This window comes from Corynebacterium sp. NPDC104732 (genome assembly GCF_055583565.1).
The window spans coordinates 28248-50600 of sequence record NZ_JBVJNS010000016.1 but is presented as its reverse complement, the minus strand read 5'-3'; the positions used below and the strand labels follow the sequence as shown (position 1 = coordinate 50600).

Here is a 22353-nt window from a genome sequence, read left to right as displayed (position 1 = left end):
AACAGTCCTACTGACAGGCATAACAAGCAGCTTCCTCCCGGCAACACACGCCGGGCTCAGCCACGCAGACCCTCCAACAAAAAGTCCGCAGTCCCTTTTTCCAAAAAGCAAATGTGAAGCTCCCACTCTCGAAAAACAGGACTCGAACTCAAGCAGTGGGGCGCTTAGGGGAGGGTTGCTGGTGAGATAGTCGGCTTTGGGGTTGGCTGGGGTGGGGGTTGGCCCCGACATTACGGCCCCGACAATGCCTGGCTAGCGCGTTGGCCCCGACATTACGGCCCCGACAATGCCTGGCTAGCGCGTTGGCCCCGACATTACGGCCCCGACAATGCTGCCAAAACGCCTCAATGAACCCGAACTTCGGGCGGGTAATGTCGGGGTGGGCAAAGGATATGCCGACCCACCATCAACTAAAAACGCAACTGTTGGGAACAATGGAACAATTGAGGATATTGTGATAAATGGGCTAACGTTGCGCGAATCGCAAAAACCCGCGAACCCAAAAAAAACTGAGCTCGCGGGAGAAGGTAAGGAAAAATGCGTTATGCCTTGTAGTTCAGCAAGAACAGAGCTTCGGCGATCGCAATATCGCGGATTTCTTCTGGAGCCACGGACTCGTCAGGGGAGTGGATCACGCAAGACGGTTCTTCGACGCCAAACAGTGTAATTTCAGCGGATGGCATGATTGATTGGAGTTTTTCGCATAGTGGGATGGAACCACCGGAGCCGACGGTCACTACGTCAGAGGAAAAGGCGTCTGCCATGCAGGTGTTGAAGTAGGTGACTGCGGGGCCGTTGATGTCGGTGCGGAAGGGGTCGTTGAGGCCTGAGGTTTCGATGGTGATGTGTGCGCCCCATGGGGTGTGTTTACGCAGGTGGGCCTCGAGGGCGTCGGCGACTTGCTGGGCGGTGAGTCCTGGTGGGACGCGGAACTGGAGGTTCGCGGAGCAGGTTGCTGGGACGGCGTTGACTGCTTCGGCCACTGGGGTGGAGGTCCAGCCGGTGATGGAGATTGCCGGACGCGCCCATACCTGATCGGCGACTCCTGTAGTGCCGGAGCCCATGACTGCAACGCCGTCGAGGATGCCGGCGTCGGCGCGGAAGTCGGCTTCATCGTAGGGAAGGCCGTCCCACTGCTGGGTGCAGTCGAGGCCGTCGATGGTGATCAGGCCGCTCTCGTCGCGGAGCGTGTTGAGCAGGCGCACCATGGCGAAAACGGCATCAGGCGCGGCGCCACCGAAACCGCCAGAATGGACGGGTGCGCGGAGGGTGTCGAGGGTGACCTGCATTTGGCCGCCACCGCGTAGCGTCGTGGTGAGCGTCGGCTTACCGACGGCCACATTCCCCGAATCCGCGATGAAAATAACATCGGCTTGGAACAGTTCTGGCCGGGTGTCGATGAGGTTTTCCAAGCCCTCGCCACCCATCTCCTCAGAACCTTCGATCACAACGCGGAGCCCCAGCGGGGTGCCACCGTGCTCAGCAACAGCGCGCAACGCAGCCAAGTGCATGACCAGGTTGCCCTTGCAGTCGGCTGCGCCTCGGGCGTACCAGCGGCCATCGCGTTCGGTGAGGGTGAACGGATCGGAAGTCCATTTGTCCAGGTCACCTGCTGGAACCACGTCATAGTGGGAGTACAGCAGGACGGTTGGTTGGCCTGGTTCTGGGTCCTTGGTGGCGATGAAGATGCGAGCGCCGTCGATGCCGTCGTGGTGAGTGACGTTGAGTCCGGCGTCGGTAAGCGCCTGCTCTACCCAGTTCGCTGCACCGGCGAGCTCCTCAGCGAGTTCCGGCGTGGAGTGCACCGAGTTGAAGGACGTGAGCTCGGAAAGGTCCTTGAAAATGCGGTCGCGCTGGCCCGTGATGTGGTCGCGGATGGATTCAATCGAGTTAGTCATGCCTTACAGCATACGGACAATAGCGAAACGCCCGAGCAAAAATTCATTTGCCCGGGCGCGATGGCTAGAAGTGTGGAAGTCCGTTGCTCTTCAAGAAATTGTTGATCACGGTGCCGATTCCGAAAACGATGCCGATGGTTCCGAGGGCGCTGAGGATGACGTCCACGATGCCAAAAGCGCTGTCAGAGGAAAACCCGCCGTCTGCATCAGATTCAGGGGATTTCTGCTTGTTGTCGGTTTCCGGCTTGGCTGGGTTTGCCTGCTTGTTGTCGGTTTCCGGCTTGACTGGGTTTGCCTGCTTGTTGTCGGTTTCCGGCTTGACTGGGTTTGCCTGCTTGTTGTTGGTTTCCGGCGTGGCCTCAGGGGATTCCTGCTTGTTGTTGGTTTCCGGCGTGGCCTCAGGGGATTCCTGCTTGTTGTTGGTTTCCGGCGTGGCCTCAGGGGATTCCTTCAGGTCCTTTTCGGTAGGAGACTCAGCTTTTGTTCTGGCCTCTGCCTCAGCATCGAGTGATTCCATTTCCTTTTCATCTATGACCTTGGCAAGGTCGGGGAATGCCCAGTGGAGGTATGCGGAGGGGTCAACTTTAAGTAGTTGGTCTCGAAGGTCCTTAGCTTCCTTAAGGGAGGCCTTCTGGAATAGTTCCTTAACCTGTTTAACCCATTCTTTGGCTTCCTTATCATCAATGTTTGAATTTTCACCAGGGGCCGGTGGGTGTTCAGCCGATTGTTTGATCTTAAGTTTTAGATAATCTGGCACTGGCGGAAGTTCCACAGCTTGTGCGTTTGGAGCCGTAAGCGCGCTTACTGCCAGGGAAATAGCCAGCGCCGAGGTGAAAAGAGCTTTGCGCATGAAAGACCTCACGATAGATGATTGATGAACTGATTTCAGAGTTTAGTTCGGAGAGTTAGGGTTGCCTTAATTTCTTGCGCGTGTTTTTTATCACTGCTGGGTGTGGTGAAACCTTAAGTGCAACCAGGGTTAATGCAAAACATTTAAAGGAAATGATCAAAGTAGATTAATAAAAATATGTAGCAAACGTTTAAAAAGTTTTAAGGAAGGGGCTGGGCAATGGCGAAGGGTTATAGCCCGTAGGTGCTTGATCCTTATTCACAAGAGTGTGAACTACACACAGTCGGATCCGCAAACTGTGGAGTATCAAGTTGTCGATGTAGATAAAAGACTGGTCATTGACGGAGATTCCTGCTCCAAAGCCGTATGCTTTCGCTGACTCGTGGGAAGCGAATGTTCATCCGGTGCCTCAGTTGCCTGTTGTTCCCGCGCGGAAATGGTCGTCGAAGCTGATTGTCAGCGTTGTGGTGCCGATTGTGGGTCTGTTGCTGCTGGGTGGTGGTAGCTATTGGGATTATTTGCAGTATCAGACAAAGGCGGAGGGGGAGCCTGCCGTGGTGAGGATTACCCGGAAAGTTCCGCCGCCGGTGCTGGACGTATTCTCAGTTGGTGGCGATTTTGGCGCAGTGCTTTACGATGGTTCGCAGTCCCACATCTTTGGCACCCTAGTTTCGGATGTGCCGTGGGCCACTATAAAAGTGTCAATCGCGCTGGCTGCACTGGCGCAGGGCGCTGCTGATCCGGGGTTGGTGGCGCCTGCTCCTGTGGTTAATTCGGCGCCTTCTCGACATGGTTTCAGTGTGTTTGGGCAGATGGAATGGACGCTAGCCTCACAAGCTGAGTTAGGGTGCCACCCGAACGCTGCGATAGTAACGGACAAAATGGGTTTAGTAACTCCTGAACAGCGCGACGGTTTAGGGCAGATTCCAGGGATGAGGTTTAGAGGGGGGTGGGGGTCGGATCCTTCGGGCGGGTATTTTGCGCGGCGGTTCGGTTTTGTGGAAACCCCGGCGGGGTGGTTTGGGGTGGCGATTGCTGCGCGGCCGACGGACGGGAGCTATATGTCTGCGCAAATGATGCTGGATGAGGTGACATCTCAGCTGTAGCAGCGGATGGTTGCGGGTGGTGCACTGAATTGCGCGGAGCTGCCTCACTAGGGTGGTTATAACCGATCCGGTTTTAGTGGCCGAAATCTGTCTGCAAAAATTCTCTCTATACCTGTATATAAGGAGCGATGTTTCACTGGGATAATCTTGCACTCACCTCCATGGACTGCTAGAAACGAGTATTAGCACTTGCATTGCCTAAGTGCCAGGAATTTTTTAGCGGGTGAGGTTGGCAACACACTCACCGACCGTGCCGTCGCGGGCGCCCGCTATTAAGTGACGTGAGTGTCGTCCTCAACTAACAAGGAGTACATACTTACATGGCTAAGATCATCGCCTTTGATGAAGAAGCACGCCGTGGTCTGGAAAAGGGCCTGAACACCCTGGCTGATGCAGTCAAGGTAACCCTTGGCCCTAAGGGCCGTAACGTGGTGTTGGAGAAGTCTTGGGGCGCTCCAACCATCACCAACGATGGTGTCTCTATCGCTCGTGAAATCGAGCTGGAGGATCCATACGAGAAGATTGGCGCTGAGCTGGTCAAGGAAGTAGCTAAGAAGACTGATGACGTTGCCGGTGACGGCACCACCACCGCTACTGTGCTCGCTCAGGCGCTGGTTCGTGAGGGCCTGCGCAACGTGGCAGCTGGTTCTAACCCGATGGGCATCAAGCGTGGCATCGAGAAGGCTGTGGAGAAGGTTACCGAGCAGCTGCTGAGCTCCGCTAAGGAGATTGAGACCGAGGAGGAGATCGCTGCTACCGCTGGTATCTCCGCCGCGGATCCTGCGATTGGCGCAAAGATTGCTGAGGCGATGTACGCCGTTGGCGGTGGCAAGCTGAACAAGGAATCCGTCATCACGGTGGAGGAGTCCAACACGTTCGGTGTTGAACTCGACGTGACTGAGGGTATGCGCTTTGACAAGGGCTACATCTCCGGTTACTTCGCTACCGATATGGAGCGCCAGGAAGCAGTCCTGGAAGATCCATACATTCTCCTGGTGTCCAGCAAGATCTCTAACATCAAGGAGCTGCTGCCACTGCTTGAGAAGGTTATGCAGACCGGCAAGCCTCTGCTGATCATCGCTGAGGATGTTGAGGGCGAAGCCCTCTCCACCCTGGTGGTCAACAAGATCCGCGGCACCTTCAAGTCTGTTGCTGTGAAGGCTCCGGGCTTTGGTGACCGTCGTAAGGCCATGCTGCAGGATATGGCTATCCTCACCGGTGGCCAGGTCATCTCCGAAGAGGTCGGCCTGTCCTTGGAGACCGCGGACATCGAGCTGCTGGGTACCGCACGCAAGGTGGTTATTACCAAGGATGACACCACCATCGTTGAGGGTGCCGGCCAGGCTTCCATGATCGAGGGGCGTGTAAACCAGATCCGCGCCGAGATCGAGAACTCCGATTCTGACTACGACCGCGAGAAGCTCCAGGAGCGCCTGGCTAAGCTCGCTGGCGGTGTCGCAGTGATCAAGGTGGGTGCCGCTACCGAAGTTGAGCTCAAGGAGCGCAAGCACCGCATCGAGGACGCTGTCCGCAACGCCAAGGCTGCTGTCGAGGAAGGCATTGTGGCCGGCGGTGGCGTGGCGCTGCTGCAGGCTTCGCACGTGCTTGACGACGCCCTGTCCCTCACCGGCGATGAGGCTACCGGTGTCAAGATCGTTCGTTCCGCCCTGTCTGCCCCTCTGAAGCAGATTGCGGAGAACGCTGGCCTGGAACCAGGCGTTGTTGCTGACAAGGTCGCTAGCCTCCCGCTGGGCCAGGGCCTGAACGCCGCTACGGGCGAATACGTTGACTTGATGGCTGCTGGCATCAACGACCCAGTGAAGGTAACTCGCTCTGCCCTGCAGAACGCAGCATCCATCGCTGCGCTGTTCCTGACCACTGAGGCTGTCGTTGCAGACAAACCACAGCCTGCCGGCGCTGCGGTCCCAGATGCAGACGCTATGGGTGGTATGGGCGGCTTCTAGGGCCCCTTCTAGCACCGCTTTATCCCGTTCCTTCTCGGTTACGTCCCGAGAAGGAACGGGATTTTTGTGTTTCTGCAAGGCACACAAGTTAATTCTTGGGGCAGTAGAGGGTATCTGACAGCATGTATATACCCCCGGATGGGGTAAAAAATGGGGACTTTTTTCGGGGGTATTTCTGGCGCTCGCGCTTAATCGAAGCGACTACGTCGGGCGTTACGGGGTCAGGAAAAGTTTCACGAAAAAGTAGCGTTACTGAAAAGGTGTCAAAAGCAGTTTTCCCTTCCTGAACAGGCGATTTGCAAAATCAAGGTTAAATCTTGTTGATGTAACAGTTTCTTCTTTGGCGTTCACGGCGGGGGAAAGTGTGACGGGAGAAAATGGGGTTTCAGGTTGACCGTGGAAAGAAATGTGCTTTAATTTAAGTCATGACGTCCTGAGGGGCGTCAGCAACTGGAACCGTTTCTCCAGCTAGAAGCTGGAACCTCTCAAGGAGTAAATATGTTCGAACAGATCGGCAACTTCGGCAAGGTCATCGAAGGTCTCGCAAAGATCTCCGACAACATTGGCGGCGCTTTGGATAACATCGTGACTCTTGCTAACCCAATCAACTGGATCATCTTTGCTGATGACTTCGCATTTAACGTCTTCGATGCCACCAGCTCGGCTCTTCTGTCGTCCTACTAATTCTGGGCAACATCAATCACACTTTCTTATCTACTAGGAGATAACCAATGCTTTCTGCTGAACTGATCACCTCCACCGCTGACTTTGCAATCGACCTCTTCCAGCCAATCCTGACTCTGGGCGAGACCCTCAAGCCACTGGGCAACGTTGCTTCCGCTATCGCAAGCATCGCTAAGGTTTTCGGCCTCAAGTAAGCCTTAATAGCCTGAGCTTTGAGCTCTAGCTTGTGAAATTCCCCCGACCATCAGGTTGGGGGATTTTCTTTTTGTTTCTCGGCCTGTAGTTCAGGGGATCGTTGCGGTTGCTTGATTCAGGCGTTGACGCGCAGGTTTCGGTGGCTCACCGGTAGGCCACTGCTGAAAGAGCATTTCCGCGCCAGCAGCTGGGATGAGTTACGCCAGAAAAACATTTCGAGAATCTCAGTAACTACTCCCACCTATTTTAGGGTCCGTTTTAGCAGGTCTGGCCCACGTTCCCGGGGTAGTATTGAACTATGGCTGAAGCAAAAGAGCAGGAATTTCACATTGTCGATCTCGCGGCTACCGAGGGTTACGTGGTAGACGATTCTGATGAGGATGATCCTGTCCTCCTTACCCCTTCGGGTAAGCCGATTGATACCTGGCGGGAAAATTACCCATACAGTGAACGTCTTACTCGCAAAGAATACGAGCGTGAAAAGCGCGCACTCCAGATCGAGCTTTTGAAGTGGCAGAACTGGACCAAGGAAACTGGTCAGAAACACATTATCTTGTTTGAGGGCCGTGACGCTGCGGGCAAGGGTGGCACCATTAAACGCTTTAACGAGCACCTCAATCCTCGTGGTGCCCGTACCGTTGCGCTGGAGAAGCCCTCGCCCCGCGAATCTACTTCTTGGTACTTCCAGCGTTACATCCAGCATTTCCCTTGCGCTGGCGAGATCGTGTTCTTTGACCGTTCCTGGTACAACCGTTCCGGTGTTGAGCGCGTTATGGGCTTCTGCACTGAATCGCAGCACGCTGAGTTCCTGCGTGAGGTCCCTATGCTCGAGAATATGATCATGGGTTCCGGAATTTCCCTGACCAAGCTGTGGTTCTCCGTTACCCAGAAGGAGCAGCGCACCCGCTTCGCTATCCGTCAGGTAGACCCAGTGCGTCAGTGGAAGCTTTCCCCAATGGATCTCGCATCCCTGGACAAGTGGGATGATTACACCCGCGCTAAGGAAGAACAGTTCCGCTACACGGACACTGACGAATCTCCATGGATCACCATTAAGTCCAACGACAAGAAGCGCGCCCGCCTCAATGCGATGCGCTACGTGCTTTCCAAGTTTGAATACACCGGAAAAGATCACGAGCTCGTTGGCGAGCCAGATCCGCTGATCGTGCTGCGCGGTCGCGACCAGATCGGCGACTAAACCAACAAAAAATGGGCGCCCACCAGGGGCGCCCATTTTCGCTAACTACACCCGAGGCTCAATCGGGTTGCCCTGCCACGCAGAGTTGGCGGGGACCCGGTCGCCGCGCATCACGAGGGAAGCAGGCCCCACGGAGGCGTCGACACGTAGCTCAGAGGCAGGCAATGCTACGGAATGGGGGCCGAGGGTTGCGCCGTCGGCAAGCGTCACAGCGTCCAAACTCATCACACGGTCCTGGAACAGGTGGGTCTGCACCACACAACCCCGGCCCACGGTGGCTCCCCTGCCCACACAGCACAGGTCAGCCTCCGGGAACCAATAGGACTCAATCCACGCACCCCGACCCACGTGGGCACCGAGGAGCCGCAGCGCATTGTTCAGCGAGCCGGTGCCCAAATTGTGGTTCAGGTACCACGGGGCACACACGCCTTCCACAAACACATCCTGCAACTCGTTCAGCCACACGAACCGCGACCACAACGGGTGATCGCCCGCCTGAATCTGGCCCACGCACGCCCACTTCACCAGCACCGTCACCAGCAGAGCACACAGTCCGGCCACCATCAACACCACGCCACCGAGTGCCCACGCAGCCCAAAACCCCCACACAGACCACAACGTTTGCAAAGCTGCGAGCACCGCGACGAACAGCAACCCAGAGGTGATCGGGCCCAGGAGACGCAAGGTCTCCACCAAACCACGGGCCGCCTTCACACCAAAGCCAGGGTTGTAGGTGAGATCCTCACCGGAACCGGCGGACACCGTCACGCGACGCAGCCGCTCCGGAGGGCTGCCCCACCAGTTAGATCCCGCCCGGGCCTTCTTCGGAGTCGAGGACAACACGGCCACCAGGGAATTCTTACCCAGCTTGCGACCCGGCCCAGCGATACCCGAATTACCGAGGAAGGAACGCTTGCCCACCCGTGCTACGTCAGTGAGCATCCAGCCACCGCCCAGCTCATAGCCACCCACCATGGTGTCATCAGCCAGGAAGGAGCCCTCCTTGATTTCCGTCAGGCGGGGAATCATCACGGCCGTGGAGATTTCGGCATTAGCTCCGATCTTCGCGCCCAAGCTGCGGAACCACAGGGGAGTGAGCTGCGAAGCATAGAGCACGAAGAGGTGGGTTCGGGCGTCGTCAAGCGTGCGCTCCGTCACCCACAGCCGCCAGCCCATCACGCTGCGCACCGGGAACACACCCGGCTTCAGGCCGATGCCCACCACGCGGACGATCAGCCACACCATCACCATGTAGCTCAGCAGGCCCAGGAGGGCGCCTGCCGGGGTGAGCGCCAACGCCCAGCCCAGTGCCGCCAACCCGGACAGTGGGCGCAGCATACTTGGCAGCATCACCACGACACCAGCCACGGCCAACGCCAACAACGGCACCAGGCTGAGCGCCACTGAGGTGAGCCCATACAGCGGAACCCAGTAGCTGCGACGCGGCGGATGCTCCTCGGGGAAGCGGTGCTTGGAACGGCCCACTTTCGCCGCCGGCGAACCAGACCAGCGCGCCCGCGCCTTCACCGGCTTGTGGCCAGTCACGCAGGAGCCTGCCTCGATGTGGGCGTCTTCACCAATGACCGACCCCGGCAACAACGTGGAACGCGCGCCGATGCGCGCATTAGCGCCAATCTCAATGGCACCCACGTGCACCTTGTCGCCTTCAACCCAATACCCGGACAGATCCACCTCAGGTTCCACCGCAGCATGATCCCCGAGCGTCAGCAAACCCGTCACTGGCGGCAACGTGTGCAGGTCAACCTGGGCGCCTACCTTCGCGCCCAGGAGCCGCGCATAGGTCAAAATCCATGTCGCACCGGCGATGCTCGTGGCTCCGGACGTCGCTGCGAAGCGTTCCGCTGCCCAGAGCCGCAGGTGTGTCACCCCGCCGCGCGGGTATGTACCCGGCTTAATAGACCCGGCGATGAGACGCACGAGCAACGCACCTACCGGCAGCCTGCCCAGTGGGGTGAAGAATGCCAAGACCAGGACCACCAGCGCCCACGTCGGCAGCGACAGCGCCCAGGTGACACCAGCAAAGCCCAACAGCCAATTCAGCACCGCCAGGCCCGTCACCCATTGGCCGGCCAGCAGCGTCATCGCCAGAATCTGAATCAAAAACTGCGCCAGGCGAGTGCTCAGGCCAACTGGCTTGATTTCCGAATGCAGATCTTCCGGGATTTCCGACGTGAGCGACACCCCGGTGTCGGCCGCGATCTGGTCGACCCGTTCCGCAAGCAACTCCAGGCGCGGGTGGTCATAGAGGTCCCGCACGGACACGGTGGGGACCCGGTCACGAATCGCGCCTACCAACGTGGCCGCCGCGAGTGACGTCCCCCCGAGCTCAAAAAAGTCCGCCTCCTTCGATTCCACCGACACCCCAAGAGTGTCCACCCACAACTGAGCGAGCCACGACTCCGTGCCACTCAGCCCCTCGGCCTCCACCGCAGTACCCGGCAGCGGCCACGGCAACGCCTTCTTATCCACCTTGCCGGACGTGCGCACCGGCAGATCATCCATCACATGAATGCGCGGCACCAGGGCAGCGGGCATGATGTTGCTCAACCGTTCATGGGCCTCGGCGTGATCAAACGCCTGCGTCTCGTCCTCCAAGGACACATAACCGACCAGCACCTTATCGCCCGCGCCAGTGGCCTGCACCGCCACCGCGGACTGGCGAACATTCGGCAAAGACGCCACACCGGCCTCCACCTCACCCAGCTCAATGCGACGCCCACCGATCTTCACCTGATCATCCACGCGCCCCACAAAGTACAGGCCGTCCTCTTCCAGGCGCACGTGGTCGCCGGAACGGTACGCGCGATCCCAACCGATCGACGGCATCGGCGCATACTTTTCCGCATCCTTTTCCGGATCCAAATAGTGGGCCAGCCCCACCCCGCCGATCACCAACTCGCCGACCTCACCGACCGCCACTGGTTGCTCCTGCTTATCGACGACCACCAGGTCCCAACCCGCGAGCGGCAAGCCGATACTCACCGGCTGATTCGGCTCCATCGTGGTGGCGCACGCCACCACCGTGGCTTCCGTGGGGCCGTACGTGTTCCACACCTCGCGATCCACCGTCGCCAAACGCTCCACCAGCTCCGGCGGGCAGGCCTCGCCACCAAAGATCAACAGGCGCACGTTATCCAGCGCTTCTGCAGGCCACATCCCCGCCAAAGTAGGAACCGTAGAGACCACGGTGATGTCCCGGCGAATGAGCCACGGGCCCAAGTCCATGCCGGACCGAACCAGCGAGCGTGGGGCGGGGACCAGACACGCGCCGTGGCCCCAGGCCAGCCACATTTCCTCACAAGAAGCATCGAATGCGACAGACAAGCCAGCCAGCACTCGGTCCTCCGGGCCGAGCGGTGCGTCCTGCAGGAACATCTGCGCCTCTGCGTCCACGAACGCTGCCGCGCTGCGGTGCGAGACCGCAACCCCCTTCGGTTTGCCGGTAGACCCGGAGGTGAAGATGATCCAGACGTCGTCGTCAAGGCGGGGGCGCTCGGTGTCACCGCTTTCGGAAAGGCGCTTGATACGCAGGCCTTCGTCGGTGAACACGGCGTTGACGTCGGCTTCCCCGAACACCATGTCCGCGCGTTCATCCGGGTCATCAGCGTCCACGGGAACGTATGCGGCGCCAGCGGCGATCGTGCCCAAAATGGCAAGGTATAGGTCCTTAGTTCCGGAGGACATGCGGATGCCAATGCGATCCCCACGCCGGATCCCATGAGCATGTAGATGGGCAGCTAAATTATCAACTTCCTCCATTAAATCGGCGTAGGTCATTACCGTGCCGTCATCAATGGCTGCGGCCTCCGGGTGCGCCTCGGCGGTGGCTTGCAGCAGCTCATAGAGGGTGCGCGCGGGCGGGGCCTGGGAGCTACGCAAATACTGGGCGGGGACTAGATCAATACTCACAGCTACTGAGGGTCCTCCTCAGCGATCAAAACAGAAGTTGCGAGTTTGCGCAGGTGCTTGAGTTGCTTAGATGTGGAATCGTCCAACGCCCGGGCCTCAGCCTCGCTCACCAGGCTCACCAGCTCCGCGTGGGCATTCTTGCCCTTCTTCGTAGCGGCAACGATCTGCCGACGACGATCCTTTGGATCACGCTCCCGCTTGGCCCAGTTGTGGGACTCTAGGGCGTCGATAAGCCGAACCATGTCGGACGCGTCAATGGCGAGCAGCTCGCCGAGGGACGCCTGGCTCGACGCCGACGCCTCAATGAGGCACGTCAGCACCCAAAATTCCCGAAGGGTTGTGCCCTTGGTGGCGAGGGTAGCTTCCACCTCATCGCGGGTGCGACGGCGCAGGCGCTCCAGCTGGAAGGAAGGGGACTGGAGCAGACGTGTTGGGATCTCAAGAGGCGTGGTCATGCCTCAATGTTAAATCCCAAACATCAAAAAGTTAAATCATTGGTGCGGCACCACTATTTTGTTGACTGTTAGCCAGTTGGCAGTCCCGCAGCTACCCAGGCATCCGTGCCGCCCTCAACATTGATCGCGTCATAGCCGGCGCTTTCCAGGTACTGGCACACCTGCGCAGAACGGCCACCACTCTTGCAGATCACGTACACCTCCTGACCCTTATTGACCTGGTCCACGTGAGACGTGAAGTTGGACATTGGTAGGTTGACGGCGTTTTCGGCGTGAACGGCGGCGTACTCATCGGCCTCGCGAACATCGATGAACTGGGCGCCGGACGGAACCTCAGAAACAGAAACAGAGCGCATAGTTTTTCTCCTTACTTAGATGGATGTGTTAGCCAGTGTACTGAAGGAAGAACCAGGCAGACTCGCTCCCGCCATGTGGTTTGGATGTGTATTCCCTGCAGATAGATGCTGGTGGCGGGTTGTGCGGGGTGGTGTTTGCGTTGTCCCCGACATTACCCTCCCGAAGTTCGGGCTGGTGGGGGGTGTTTTTGGGCAATCTCGGGGGAGTGATGTCGGGGTCGTGCTCTTTCGGATCAGGTTTTTCCCAATTGCCTCATCCTTCTCAGCAATCCTGCCCCTTGTCTATTGCCGGGAGCTGAAAACGCACCTCATGGTGCTGCTGCTGAGTGGGATTCCAAGCAAAAGTGCGCGTGTCCTGTTGGCCCCGACATTACCCTCCCGAAGTTCGGGCTCATCGAAGTGTTTTTGGGGCATTCTCGGGGGCGTAATGTCGGGGTCAAGGGGTTAGTCGCCTAATCTCGGGGGCGTAATGTCGGGGCCAACGCCCCGGCCCGCCAATCCCGCGTTCACCCCCCAGCCCACCAATGTCAGTGGGGTGCCGAATTGTAGAACCTGGAAAAGTTCAACTAACGCGCATTGATAAGCCATCCCTATTAGGATCGGCGACTATGAACTCCGGATTTATTATTTTCATGGTGATCGCAATCGTTGCTGCTGGGCTGGCGATCTATTTCTTCCGCTCTGCCAGCCGAGATGACAAGGATGGTATTGGTCAGCCGCAACGTTTTCACCGGGACCCGTTGCAGGATGTGGTCGGCGCGGATCAGTTCGGTCCAGACGTCGTGGCCCCGGGCGCGATCATTTCCCGAGGCGGGAAGGATTACGTGGTACGCGGCACCTTAACTCTCAACCAGGGGCCTTATTACTGGTGGGAGCACCTGCTTGATGGCGGTGACGGTTCCGAGTGGTTCGGGGTCGAGGTTGATGAGGGCCAGCTGATCCTCACATGGTGGCGCACTCGTAAGGGCGCTGGTCTGACTCCGGATTCCTCCGTGGAGTTTGAGGGGATCACGTACCAGGAGGACGAGCGTGGCCACGCCCACTACCAATCCCAGGGCACAACCGGCCTTCCAGAGAGCGGCGAGATGCGGTACATCGACTACGCGGATGCCTCGGGCGCGAAGCTGCTCGGTTTTGAAGGCTGGGCGAGCGATGAGTCTTGGGAAGTGTCGACCGGCGAGACGATTCAGCCGGGCGAGCTCACCGTGTACCCAGCACCAAAGGTGTAACGTATGCGAGTTAGTCTCGAGTGCCCCACCGCCGACGTCAGCGCCCACGACCTTGGCTTGCTTCTCGACGGCCCACTGCCCGAGATCCTCACCGCCCGCAGCTATCGCACCCAGTGGCGCAGGGCGGAAACCAGTCTTGAGCTTGGCATCATCGGGGCGTCGCACGTGGCGACGGTCCGGCACGGGGATCGCACCTTTAGGGAGGAGATTTCCTGTTTCGCGGGCGCCCCGGGGAGCTTGGTGTCGCAGCAGCGGCGTCGTTACGCGCTGCGCGCCAACGTGGCCACCTGCCCCGACTTTCCCACCGCAGCCACGGACCTGTTGGCGGGGTTGGAAGGCTGGTTGGTGGCGGAATTCCCAGGTGTCGGTCCGTTTCACATCACCGCCGTGACCGGAGGTTTTGCTGAGGGCATGTGGGAGTGGCAGACGCACCACCTGTACCCGGAAGAAAAGATCATCGTGAGTACGGCTAGTAGGTTTGAACTATGAGTTCTCGGATGAAGCGAAAGTTAGGGGCCCTGTTCCTGGTCATTGCAGTGGTGAGTTTCGCTGCGGCGCTGATCGTTGGGACATCACCCAAGCCGAATGCGTATTCGAGGTATGGCACTTACCCGTGCGAGGGAAACGTCCAGCAGGTGGCGGATCAGATCGCGGCGGAGGATCGGCCGCAGGCCCGCCAGTTTGATCCCAAGACAGGCACGGAATACTTGAAGTATCGCAAGCGTGTGGTCACGGTCTATCAGGCTGGTCCTACCTACTGTGAGATCCGGGTGGAAGACTTGCGGCGCTACAACGACGGGACGTTTGTGTGGCTCGGCCCTGGTTTCACCCCGAGCTCGCCGTCTCATTCCTCCGGCGGTTCGTCTGGCTCGGGTGGCTCCGGTTCCGGCGTGAAGTGAATTAAAGAAAAGGATAAAGAACGTAATGGCCGCTGACTTGCTGATTGAAGTTCGAGACACCGTCGTTTATTTCGTGTTGTCGCTGTTTGTGCTGCTAGTGGGTTTTGGGATGTTGGATCTGCTGACTCCGGGCAAGTTGTACCGGGCGGTGTTTGTGGATCACCTGCCAAATGCGGCCGCGATTGCGATTGGCCAGCAGGTAGGCCTGGGGCTGATCGTGGTGACTACGGTGCTGGGCTCCCCGGAGTCCTTGCTGGAGGGCATCACAGAGGTAGTGGTGATCGGTCTGCTCGGCGTGGTGTTGCAGGCGGTGGTGCTGGTTGCTTTGGAGGCGTTGATCCCGGGCAGGTTCCGTGATTTGGTGCTGGATCGTAAGCTGCGCGCCGGGGCTGTGACGTGCGCGGTGTTGCTTGTTGTGATCGCTGCTGTGAATGCTGCATGTTTGACTTAACTAGTAGATGGTGGCGGTTTTTCCTGCTGATTTCGGTAGGGATTTGCGCCGCCTCGGGGTTGATTTACGAGCTCGCGCTGCTGAGCCTATCCACCAGTCTGAATGGGGGCGGGGTGGTGGAGACGTCGCTCATTGTGGCGGGGTATGTCGCGGCGTTGGGGGCTGGTGCGCTGTTCGCGAAGCCGCTGCTGCGCTGGCCGGGCCTGTCGTTTTTGATTGTGGAGACCACGCTCGGCATCATCGGCGGGGTGTCAGCCCTGGTGCTGTACGTGGTGTTCGCGACGCTGGGCCAGTCGACGGTGGTGCTGGTCGCGGCCACTTTCCTGATCGGCGCGTTGGTGGGCATGGAAGTGCCGCTATTGATGACGCTCATCCAACAAGGCAAGCTTGCCGACGCGCGAAGCGTCGGATCCCTGCTGGCCACGCTGAACTTTGCCGACTATGCCGGCGCGTTGATCGGCGGCTTGCTGTGGCCTTTTGTGCTGTTGCCGCAGCTTGGCATGATGCGCGGCACTCTTGCTGCGGGAATGGTGAATCTGGCGGCCGCGTTGTTCATTGCGGTGGTGCTGCTGCGTGGCTCGCTTCCTGGTCGGCAACTCTGGTCTGCGGTGACGGCATTGGTGCTGGCGTTGGCCCTGCTCACGACGCTGCTGGTGCGCAGCGAAGGGATCGTCACTACGGCGCGTGCTGCGCTGTACCGGGACCCGGTGATCTACGCGCACCAGTCCGACTACCAGGACATCGTGGTGACTAAGCAGGGCAAGGATCGGCGTCTGTACCTCAACGGTGGCCTGCAGTATTCCAGTCGCGACGAGTACCGATACACCGAATCCCTGGTGTACCCGGCGCTGACTGAGCGCACGAAGGATGTGCTGGTCATCGGTGGGGGAGATGGGCTGGCTGCCCGGGAGCTGATTCGGTTTGGGGCGCAAGTGACGCAGGTGGAACTGGATCCGGAGGTGGTGAAGGTGGCGAACACGGTGCTCGTGGAGGATAACGAGGGTGCCTTGCTGAGTCCGCAGGTGCAGGTCCTGAATGAGGACGCTTTCACGTGGCTCCGCGCCGGGGGAGAGGGCAAGCAGTACGACGCTGTGATCATCGACCTCCCCGACCCCGACAACCCCACCCTGGCGAGGCTCTATTCGCAGGAGTTCTACACCCTGGCGCTCGCGACTCTGAGGCCGTCGGGGCGCATGGTGGTCCAGGCATCTAGCGCCTTCACGACGCCCGACGTGTTCTGGCGGGTGCGCGCCACGCTGGAGGCTGCAGGCTGCTCATCGACGTTCCCGTACCACACCCACGTGCCCACCTTCGGGGATTGGGGTTTCGTGCTGTGCGGAGACGCCCTCACCATGCCCCCGGTGTCGGGGCTGCGCTATCTTTCCCCGGAGGTGCTAGCTGCAGCTGGGGTATTCGGGCTGGACAACGGGCCACGGGACCTGCCGCCATCCACCCTGGACCACCCGTACATTGTTGACGACCTACGTCGTGGCTACCGCCTGGCGGGGGAATAGCTGGTTCTTAGTCAGCACCACCATCAAGCCAATCGTGGCCACCTGAACCGCTACGATCAACACCATCGCTAGTGCATAGAGTGGGGTGCCGCTGGCGAGCAGCCCGTTCTTCACCAAGCCCACATGCAGGAAGAAGTAGCCCAATACTGTTAGGGCAACACCCGGGCAGACCAACGTAAACGGTGCCGGAGTGCGGTTTTCCTGTGAGAACACGAACCTGCGGTAGAAACCGTTTTTCTTCATCACGGCGTGGCCGCCCATGAGAAACGCCAACTGGATCGCCAACGCAACCCCCAGCACCACCATCACCATGATGGATGTCGCCGAATGGGGTGCTAGCGGCTTGCTGAGTGCGGTGGCCCCGGCGTCGGCAAGCGTGTGCGTGCCATGGCGCAGGCGCAGGAACGTTATCGCCCACAGCGTCATGATCGGAACCATCAACCACAACGTCGCGGAGTTGTGCAGGGTGAGTTTGTAGCGGAACATGCTCATGGCGCCCATCGGAAGGAACACGGCGACGAGCATCGCAGAGATCACGCCGAAGAACAGCGTCCCAGCGAAGCCGAACAGCACCGTGTACTTGTTATCGCTCATCGCGGCGGGTGCAGCGAAACCAACGGCCACCATCGCGAACGAAAACCCAGATAGCAGCTGGTTCAAGCCACCATTGCCCTCGAAATCGAACCCAGCGGTCAAAATGCGCTTCACATACCCCGCCAAGTACTTCAGCGCGAGGACGCCCGTCAGACCGTAGGCGACCAACGCGCCGGGGAACAAGTACTCCACCACGCTCCACAAATTGGGAGTGGTGGTGGCAAATGCCATGAACAGGCCATTGACAGTCATCGCGAGGGTGAGGGGGATCGCCATCAACGTGATCTCCGCATTAGAGCTGAGCAACTTCGGATACGCCGCAGTGCGCTTAAACGCGGCAAACTCCCTGAGATTCCACAACAGGAGCGCTACATGGATAGCGAAAAACACAAACATGCCCGCATAACCGATGACGATCGCGGACTTCATGATCGGCCCGGCGGTGGACCATGCCGCCTGTATTGATTCCAGGGTTGGGATCGGGGTCTTTGGGTGCGGGGTGAGGTGCATGAAGATCATGAAGAAACCAATGCTCATCCCGCCAAAGCCGAGTGAGGATAGGAAATAAAGTGGCGAGTACTTTTCGCCAAGGTGAGACAACATAACTTAGCCAACAACTTTCTGTATTCGAAGGGGCTTCGCAGAGTTTCAAGCTGGCAATTGTGTGCTTCATTCCTCGCGTTTTTCAGCAGGGGTAGGGTTAATGAAAAACTGATGGTTAGATGACTATGAAAATGAAAAGGTGGTACCCCCGGCGGGATCTGGAGTTTTGCTGAAGTGGGAGTCCTGGAATTCGATACTCGGAGTAGCTCGGGGTGTTTTGTGGAGAAAAATGGTCTTTATTCACCGAGTCTCGAATTTCAGGACTCGCGTTTACGCGGTTAGTGTGACTTGGGGGATGCCGTAGGTCGGGTTCTGACAGCTGTTAACTATGGTCCCGGGATGGTGCTGCTAAAGAGTAAACCCCGACATTACGCCCCCGAGAATGCCCCAAAATGGGTGCGATGAGCCCGAACTTCGGGCGGGTAATCTCGGGGAGAAAAGGTAGGCAGCCTGGCTCGTAATTTGGTTGCATGTTTCTTGAGTCCAGTGGGGTGATTGGGGCTGTTGTGGCGATGGTGACCGTGGCGCTCGATGCTACGCCGCTGAGGATTCTGGGCTGCGGTGCTTTAAGAATGCTCCCGACATTACTCCCCCGACAATGCCCCAAAATCGCTGCGATGAGCCCGAACTTCGGACTGGTAATGTCGGGGCCAAAGTTGCGGGCCCCAGAAAACCAAAAACCCGCGAACCCAAAAGCGGGCTCGCGGGTGTGTAGTTAAGAAACTACTTGCCGTAGCGTTCGACTGCTTCGGCGAGGATCTTTTCTGCTTCGGCCTTGTCGCCCCAACCGGAGCCGGTGACTTCCTTGTTTGGCTCGAGGTCCTTGTAACGGGTGAAGAAGTGCTCGATCTCGTCCTTTACATGGGAAGGAACATCGGCGATGTCCTGCAGGTGCTCCCAGCGGACGTCGTCGACGACGCAGAGCAGCTTGTCGTCGCCACCTGCTTCGTCGGTCATCTTGAACACGCCGAGTGGGCGAGCGTTGACGATCACACCTGGGAATACTGGTTCTGGCAGGATGACGAGTGCGTCGAGTGGGTCGCCGTCTTCGCCGAGGGTGTGGTCGATGAAGCCGTAGTCTGCTGGGTATGCCATTGGGGTGAACAGGTAGCGGTCCAGGTAGACTTTGCCGGTTTCGTGGTCAACCTCGTACTTGTTGCGGGAGCCCTTCGGGATCTCGATGGTTACTTCAATGCTCATGCGCACTCCTTGGTTTGGTCAAAAGTTCACCACTATCGTAGCGCCGAACCCTGGATGGCACGGGCAAGAGGGCTAACCTGGTGGGGTGTTCAAAAAGGTTGGGTGGATCAGCGCAGTGGTCGTGACCGCGATCGCGGTCGGTGGTGTCGCGACGGTTGCGGTGGTGGATTCTGACGTGTTGCAGCCACGTAAGCATGATCCGGCTGCCACGCTGAGCGCGCCGACGAGGACGCTGGTGGGGATGGGGAACCAGCCGGTGGACGTCGATAAGCTGCGTGCCCGACTGCAGGATGCCGCGCAGGATCCTCGGCTGGGGAAGCTGGGTGGCGTGGTGACCGCGGCGGATGGGCAGGTGGTGTGGCAGCAAAGCCCCACCGCCGTGATGAAGCCCGCGTCGAGTACCAAGGTGCTCACCGCGGCGGCGGCGCTGCTTACTCTGGACCTGAACGACCGCATTGAGACGCAGGTGGTGCAGGCCGAGCCCGGTGTCGTGGTGGTCAAAGCCGCTGGTGACGTGATGATGACCGATGAACAGCTCGATGACCTCGCCGACCAAATTGGCGCCGCGGACCGCGTCCTCATCGACACCTCCCTCTGGTCGCAGGACACCTTCCTGCGCGGGTGGGGCGAGGAGAACATCGCGCAGGGATTCATCGCCCCCATGGAACCGGCCATGCTGTACGGCGGGCGGAACGGAGGCACAAGCGGCGACCTGCCACGCTCAACGACGCCCGCAGCCGACCTCGCAGCAGCCCTCGCAACGCGACTCGGCGCCACCAGTGGCACAGGGAAAGCCCCGCAGGAAGCCCAGGTCGTTGCCACGGTGCGCTCCGAACCGCTCTGGCAACGCCTCGAAACCATGATGGAAAACTCCGACAACGTCATGGCCGAAGCCATCGGCAGGGAAGTCGCCGTACGCCGCGGCACCGGCAACGACGTGGCCGCCGCAGTGCGCGCCACCCGAGAAGTCCTCGCGGAAAACGGTTTCGACCTCACCGGACTCGACCTCAAAGACAACTCCGGTCTGTCAGAAGATAACCGCAACACCCCACGCCTGCTCTCCGACATCCTGCACCGCGCGGTGACGGATACCCGCCTCCGCCCCCTGATAGACACCCTGCCCGTCGCGGCAGCAAGCGGCACCCTCGCCAACCGCTACCACGACCTCGAAGGACGCGGCTGGGTGCGAGCCAAAACCGGCACCCTCACCGGCGTATCAGCCCTCGCGGGGGCCGTCACCGGGCAAGATGGCCAGACCTATACCTTCGCCCTGATCTCCAATGACTCCGACGTCCTCGCCGCCCGCGCTAGCCTCGACGAATTCGTCTCCACGCTCCGCCAATGACAGTTCCCTATCCTCGGCACAGCCCGGCATTCCTCCGCATCCGGAACGCAGTGCGCCCATTTGTCACCGAACAACCCACCGTGATCGGGCTGTCCGGGGGAGCCGATTCCCTCGCGCTGGTCGCCGCTGCTCTCGTGGAAGGCGCGCAGGTGCATTCCGTGGTGGTCGATCACCAGCTGCAGGAAGGCTCAGACGTGGTCGCGCAGCGCGCCACCGATGTGGCCTCGCGATGGGGTGCCCACGCAACCGTTATCCCGGTAGTTGTGTCCGGTGGTGGCGGAATGGAAGCAGCCGCCCGGCAGGCCCGATATGCAGCGCTAACTTCCTTTGGGAAGCCCGTCTGGACCGCACACACCATGGACGACCAAGCCGAAACCTACCTGCTTGGGGCACTGCGGGGAAACCCAACAGGTATTGCGCAGGAGTCTTGCATAAGCGGGGTGCGGATCGTGCGACCGCTCCTCGGCGTACGGCGCGCCGACACTGTGCAAGCGTGTACCGAACTGGGAGTGGAAGCGTGGCAGGATCCACACAACGACAGCTTTGAATACCGCAGAGTCCGCATCCGCCACGAGGTATTACCCCTGCTCAACGACATAATCGGTGGCGACAGCATCCCAGCCATAGCGCAGGCCGCCACTCGGGCACACCAAGCCAATGAGACAATCACGAGCCTGGCAGATCCCTTCGCGCCGATATCACAACTGCGATCCATGCCGGTGGCGGTCCGGCACGAGAGCATCGCAGGCCTCATCCGGTCTGCTGTCGGAAAAGTATCTCAAGCTGCGTTACAGCAGGTAGACGACCTAGTCATGGGTTGGAAAGGTCAAGGTCCGGTCGCGATCGGGGGAGGCTCGGGCGTGCGGATCTGGATCCGGCGCAGCGGGGACCAGCTCGTGGTGGAGGAACAGTAGGGTGCTGTGGAGTCTTAGTGTCTTGGGGCCTTAGTGTCCTTTGCAGAAATGATGATATTGAATTGACGATGCTTCAAGGTCAAGCTAATGAAAATGAGCGACATCCAGGGAACATCGTCAATTCAATATCGTCAAAACCCAAGAACAACAAAATATCTAGCCAGACTTGCCCTAGTGAAAACCTGGGCCGGTACCGGTGGACCTATGTTTCTGGAATTTCTTGGTGGTTCCCGCTAAAAAGTGGCAAGCTGGCTATAACTGTTTGTTACTCGCTACCAAGGGGCGTACTACACATGCATGACAAGAAGGATTTCAACGTTCCGGCTAACCGTTATGGGGAGGATGTGGAGGCGGTTCTCATCGACGAAACCACACTCCACAACCGCATTCAGGAGCTGGCAGATAAAGTTTCTGAGGCGTATCGGGATGCTGACGATGACCTTCTGCTGATTTGTGTGTTGAAGGGCGCGGCGTTCTTCATTACTGACTTTGCGCGTGCGCTGAGCATTCCGAGCCAGTTGGAGTTCATGGCGGTGTCGTCTTATGGCAATTCGACGAGCTCGTCGGGCGTGGTTCGTATTTTGAAGGACTTGGATCGGGATATTGAGGGCCGCGATGTGATCATCGTGGAGGACATCATTGATTCTGGTCTCACCTTGTCGTGGCTGCTGAAGAACCTGGAGAACCGCAACCCGAAGTCGCTTGAGGTGGTGTCGCTTCTGCGTAAGCCGGAGGCGGTGAAGACGAAGATCGACCTGTTCGATGTCGGTTTCGAGATTCCGAACGAGTTCGTCATTGGATACGGCCTCGACTACGCCGAGCGTTATCGCGACCTGCCGTTCGTCGGCACGCTGCACCCGCGGGTGTACACCAGCTAGCACGCTTGACGACGACCACGGGAACTACCACCTGTGGTCTTTCGTTATTCTTTAGGAATTATTACCCGCCCGACTAATCCCAAGAAAGGT

At 59.0% G+C, this 22353-nt stretch carries 20 protein-coding genes; 13 read left to right on the top strand and 7 right to left on the bottom strand.

Annotated features, from left to right (window positions below; translation table 11 throughout):
* Positions 1–542 precede the first annotated feature (542 nt).
* Both ACZ6ZO_RS10620 and ACZ6ZO_RS10615 read right to left on the bottom strand, forming a co-directional pair.
* A complete protein-coding gene (locus tag ACZ6ZO_RS10620) occupies positions 543–1898 on the bottom strand; it encodes a M20/M25/M40 family metallo-hydrolase (protein ID WP_465292524.1) in 1356 nt (451 codons plus the stop codon).
* A 64-nt stretch (positions 1899–1962) separates the two neighbouring features.
* The gene (locus tag ACZ6ZO_RS10615) at positions 1963–2748 is read right to left on the bottom strand and encodes a hypothetical protein (RefSeq protein WP_465292522.1); all 786 of its coding nucleotides are present in this window, start codon (positions 2746–2748) and stop codon (positions 1963–1965) included.
* Positions 2749–3086: 338 nt separating this feature from the next.
* Between ACZ6ZO_RS10615 and ACZ6ZO_RS10610 the strand changes: the two genes are divergently transcribed.
* The 5 genes from ACZ6ZO_RS10610 to ppk2 all read left to right on the top strand — a co-directional run bounded on the left by ACZ6ZO_RS10610 (position 3087) and on the right by ppk2 (position 7895).
* Positions 3087–3854 (top strand): hypothetical protein, encoded by a 768-nt coding sequence (locus tag ACZ6ZO_RS10610; protein ID WP_465292520.1) that lies wholly within the window; start codon positions 3087–3089, stop codon positions 3852–3854.
* 320 nt (positions 3855–4174) lie between these two features.
* Positions 4175–5818, top strand: a complete 1644-nt coding sequence (groL, locus tag ACZ6ZO_RS10605; protein WP_208768100.1) for a chaperonin GroEL — start codon at positions 4175–4177, stop codon at positions 5816–5818.
* 498 nt (positions 5819–6316) lie between these two features.
* Complete coding sequence (locus ACZ6ZO_RS10600; RefSeq protein ID WP_465292518.1) at positions 6317–6502, top strand: hypothetical protein; 186 nt, start codon at positions 6317–6319, stop codon at positions 6500–6502.
* A gap of 47 nt (positions 6503–6549) precedes the next feature.
* Positions 6550–6696 carry a hypothetical protein gene (locus tag ACZ6ZO_RS10595; protein ID WP_182385373.1) on the top strand — a complete coding sequence of 49 codons (147 nt, stop codon included), beginning with the start codon at positions 6550–6552 and terminating at the stop codon, positions 6694–6696.
* Positions 6697–6995: 299 nt separating this feature from the next.
* Positions 6996–7895 (top strand): polyphosphate kinase 2, encoded by a 900-nt coding sequence (gene ppk2 / locus ACZ6ZO_RS10590; protein ID WP_182385374.1) that lies wholly within the window; start codon positions 6996–6998, stop codon positions 7893–7895.
* Between the two features lie 45 nt (positions 7896–7940).
* Here the strand turns inward: ppk2 and ACZ6ZO_RS10585 are convergent, their stop codons facing one another.
* From ACZ6ZO_RS10585 to ACZ6ZO_RS10575, 3 genes are all read right to left on the bottom strand, one after another.
* Entirely contained in the window at positions 7941–11825 is a 3885-nt protein-coding gene (locus ACZ6ZO_RS10585; RefSeq protein ID WP_465292515.1) for a Pls/PosA family non-ribosomal peptide synthetase, read from the bottom strand.
* Positions 11826–11827: 2 nt separating this feature from the next.
* A complete protein-coding gene (locus ACZ6ZO_RS10580) occupies positions 11828–12280 on the bottom strand; it encodes a MarR family winged helix-turn-helix transcriptional regulator (protein ID WP_465292513.1) in 453 nt (150 codons plus the stop codon).
* Between the two features lie 68 nt (positions 12281–12348).
* Positions 12349–12636, bottom strand: a complete 288-nt coding sequence (locus ACZ6ZO_RS10575) for a rhodanese-like domain-containing protein (protein WP_465292511.1) — start codon at positions 12634–12636, stop codon at positions 12349–12351.
* A 608-nt stretch (positions 12637–13244) separates the two neighbouring features.
* Between ACZ6ZO_RS10575 and ACZ6ZO_RS10570 the strand changes: the two genes are divergently transcribed.
* From ACZ6ZO_RS10570 to ACZ6ZO_RS10550, 5 genes are read left to right on the top strand one after another with little or no spacing between them, the layout of a single operon-like run.
* The gene (locus ACZ6ZO_RS10570; RefSeq protein WP_465292509.1) at positions 13245–13865 is read left to right on the top strand and encodes a DUF4178 domain-containing protein; all 621 of its coding nucleotides are present in this window, start codon (positions 13245–13247) and stop codon (positions 13863–13865) included.
* 3 nt (positions 13866–13868) lie between these two features.
* Entirely contained in the window at positions 13869–14354 is a 486-nt protein-coding gene (locus tag ACZ6ZO_RS10565) for a DUF2617 family protein (protein WP_465292507.1), read from the top strand.
* Positions 14351–14764, top strand: coding sequence for a DUF4247 domain-containing protein (locus ACZ6ZO_RS10560; RefSeq protein ID WP_465292505.1), 414 nt, complete (start codon positions 14351–14353; stop codon positions 14762–14764). Before ACZ6ZO_RS10565 ends, ACZ6ZO_RS10560 begins: the two co-directional genes overlap by 4 nt.
* 25 nt (positions 14765–14789) lie before the next feature.
* Complete coding sequence (locus ACZ6ZO_RS10555) at positions 14790–15215, top strand: DUF350 domain-containing protein (RefSeq protein ID WP_182385381.1); 426 nt, start codon at positions 14790–14792, stop codon at positions 15213–15215.
* On the top strand, positions 15203–16729 hold the full coding sequence (locus ACZ6ZO_RS10550) for a polyamine aminopropyltransferase (RefSeq protein WP_465292502.1): 1527 nt from the start codon (positions 15203–15205) through the stop codon (positions 16727–16729). Before ACZ6ZO_RS10555 ends, ACZ6ZO_RS10550 begins: the two co-directional genes overlap by 13 nt.
* Here the strand turns inward: ACZ6ZO_RS10550 and ACZ6ZO_RS10545 are convergent.
* Positions 16697–17926: a TsoY family (seleno)protein gene (locus ACZ6ZO_RS10545; protein WP_465292500.1), complete on the bottom strand. Its 1230-nt coding sequence runs from the start codon at positions 17924–17926 to the stop codon at positions 16697–16699. The two genes, ACZ6ZO_RS10550 and ACZ6ZO_RS10545, sit on opposite strands and share 33 nt — an antisense overlap.
* 723 nt (positions 17927–18649) lie before the next feature.
* Positions 18650–19126 carry an inorganic diphosphatase gene (locus ACZ6ZO_RS10540; protein WP_182385384.1) on the bottom strand — a complete coding sequence of 159 codons (477 nt, stop codon included), beginning with the start codon at positions 19124–19126 and terminating at the stop codon, positions 18650–18652.
* 85 nt (positions 19127–19211) lie between these two features.
* On the opposite strand from ACZ6ZO_RS10540, the gene dacB reads away from it, so the two are divergent.
* From dacB to hpt, 3 genes are all read left to right on the top strand, one after another.
* Positions 19212–20471, top strand: a complete 1260-nt coding sequence (gene dacB, locus ACZ6ZO_RS10535; RefSeq protein WP_232843232.1) for a D-alanyl-D-alanine carboxypeptidase/D-alanyl-D-alanine endopeptidase — start codon at positions 19212–19214, stop codon at positions 20469–20471.
* On the top strand, positions 20468–21385 hold the full coding sequence (gene tilS / locus ACZ6ZO_RS10530; RefSeq protein ID WP_182385385.1) for a tRNA lysidine(34) synthetase TilS: 918 nt from the start codon (positions 20468–20470) through the stop codon (positions 21383–21385). The genes dacB and tilS overlap by 4 nt, the downstream gene beginning before the upstream one ends.
* 293 nt (positions 21386–21678) lie before the next feature.
* Positions 21679–22263: a hypoxanthine phosphoribosyltransferase gene (gene hpt / locus ACZ6ZO_RS10525; RefSeq protein ID WP_182385386.1), complete on the top strand. Its 585-nt coding sequence runs from the start codon at positions 21679–21681 to the stop codon at positions 22261–22263.
* Positions 22264–22353 lie beyond the last annotated feature (90 nt).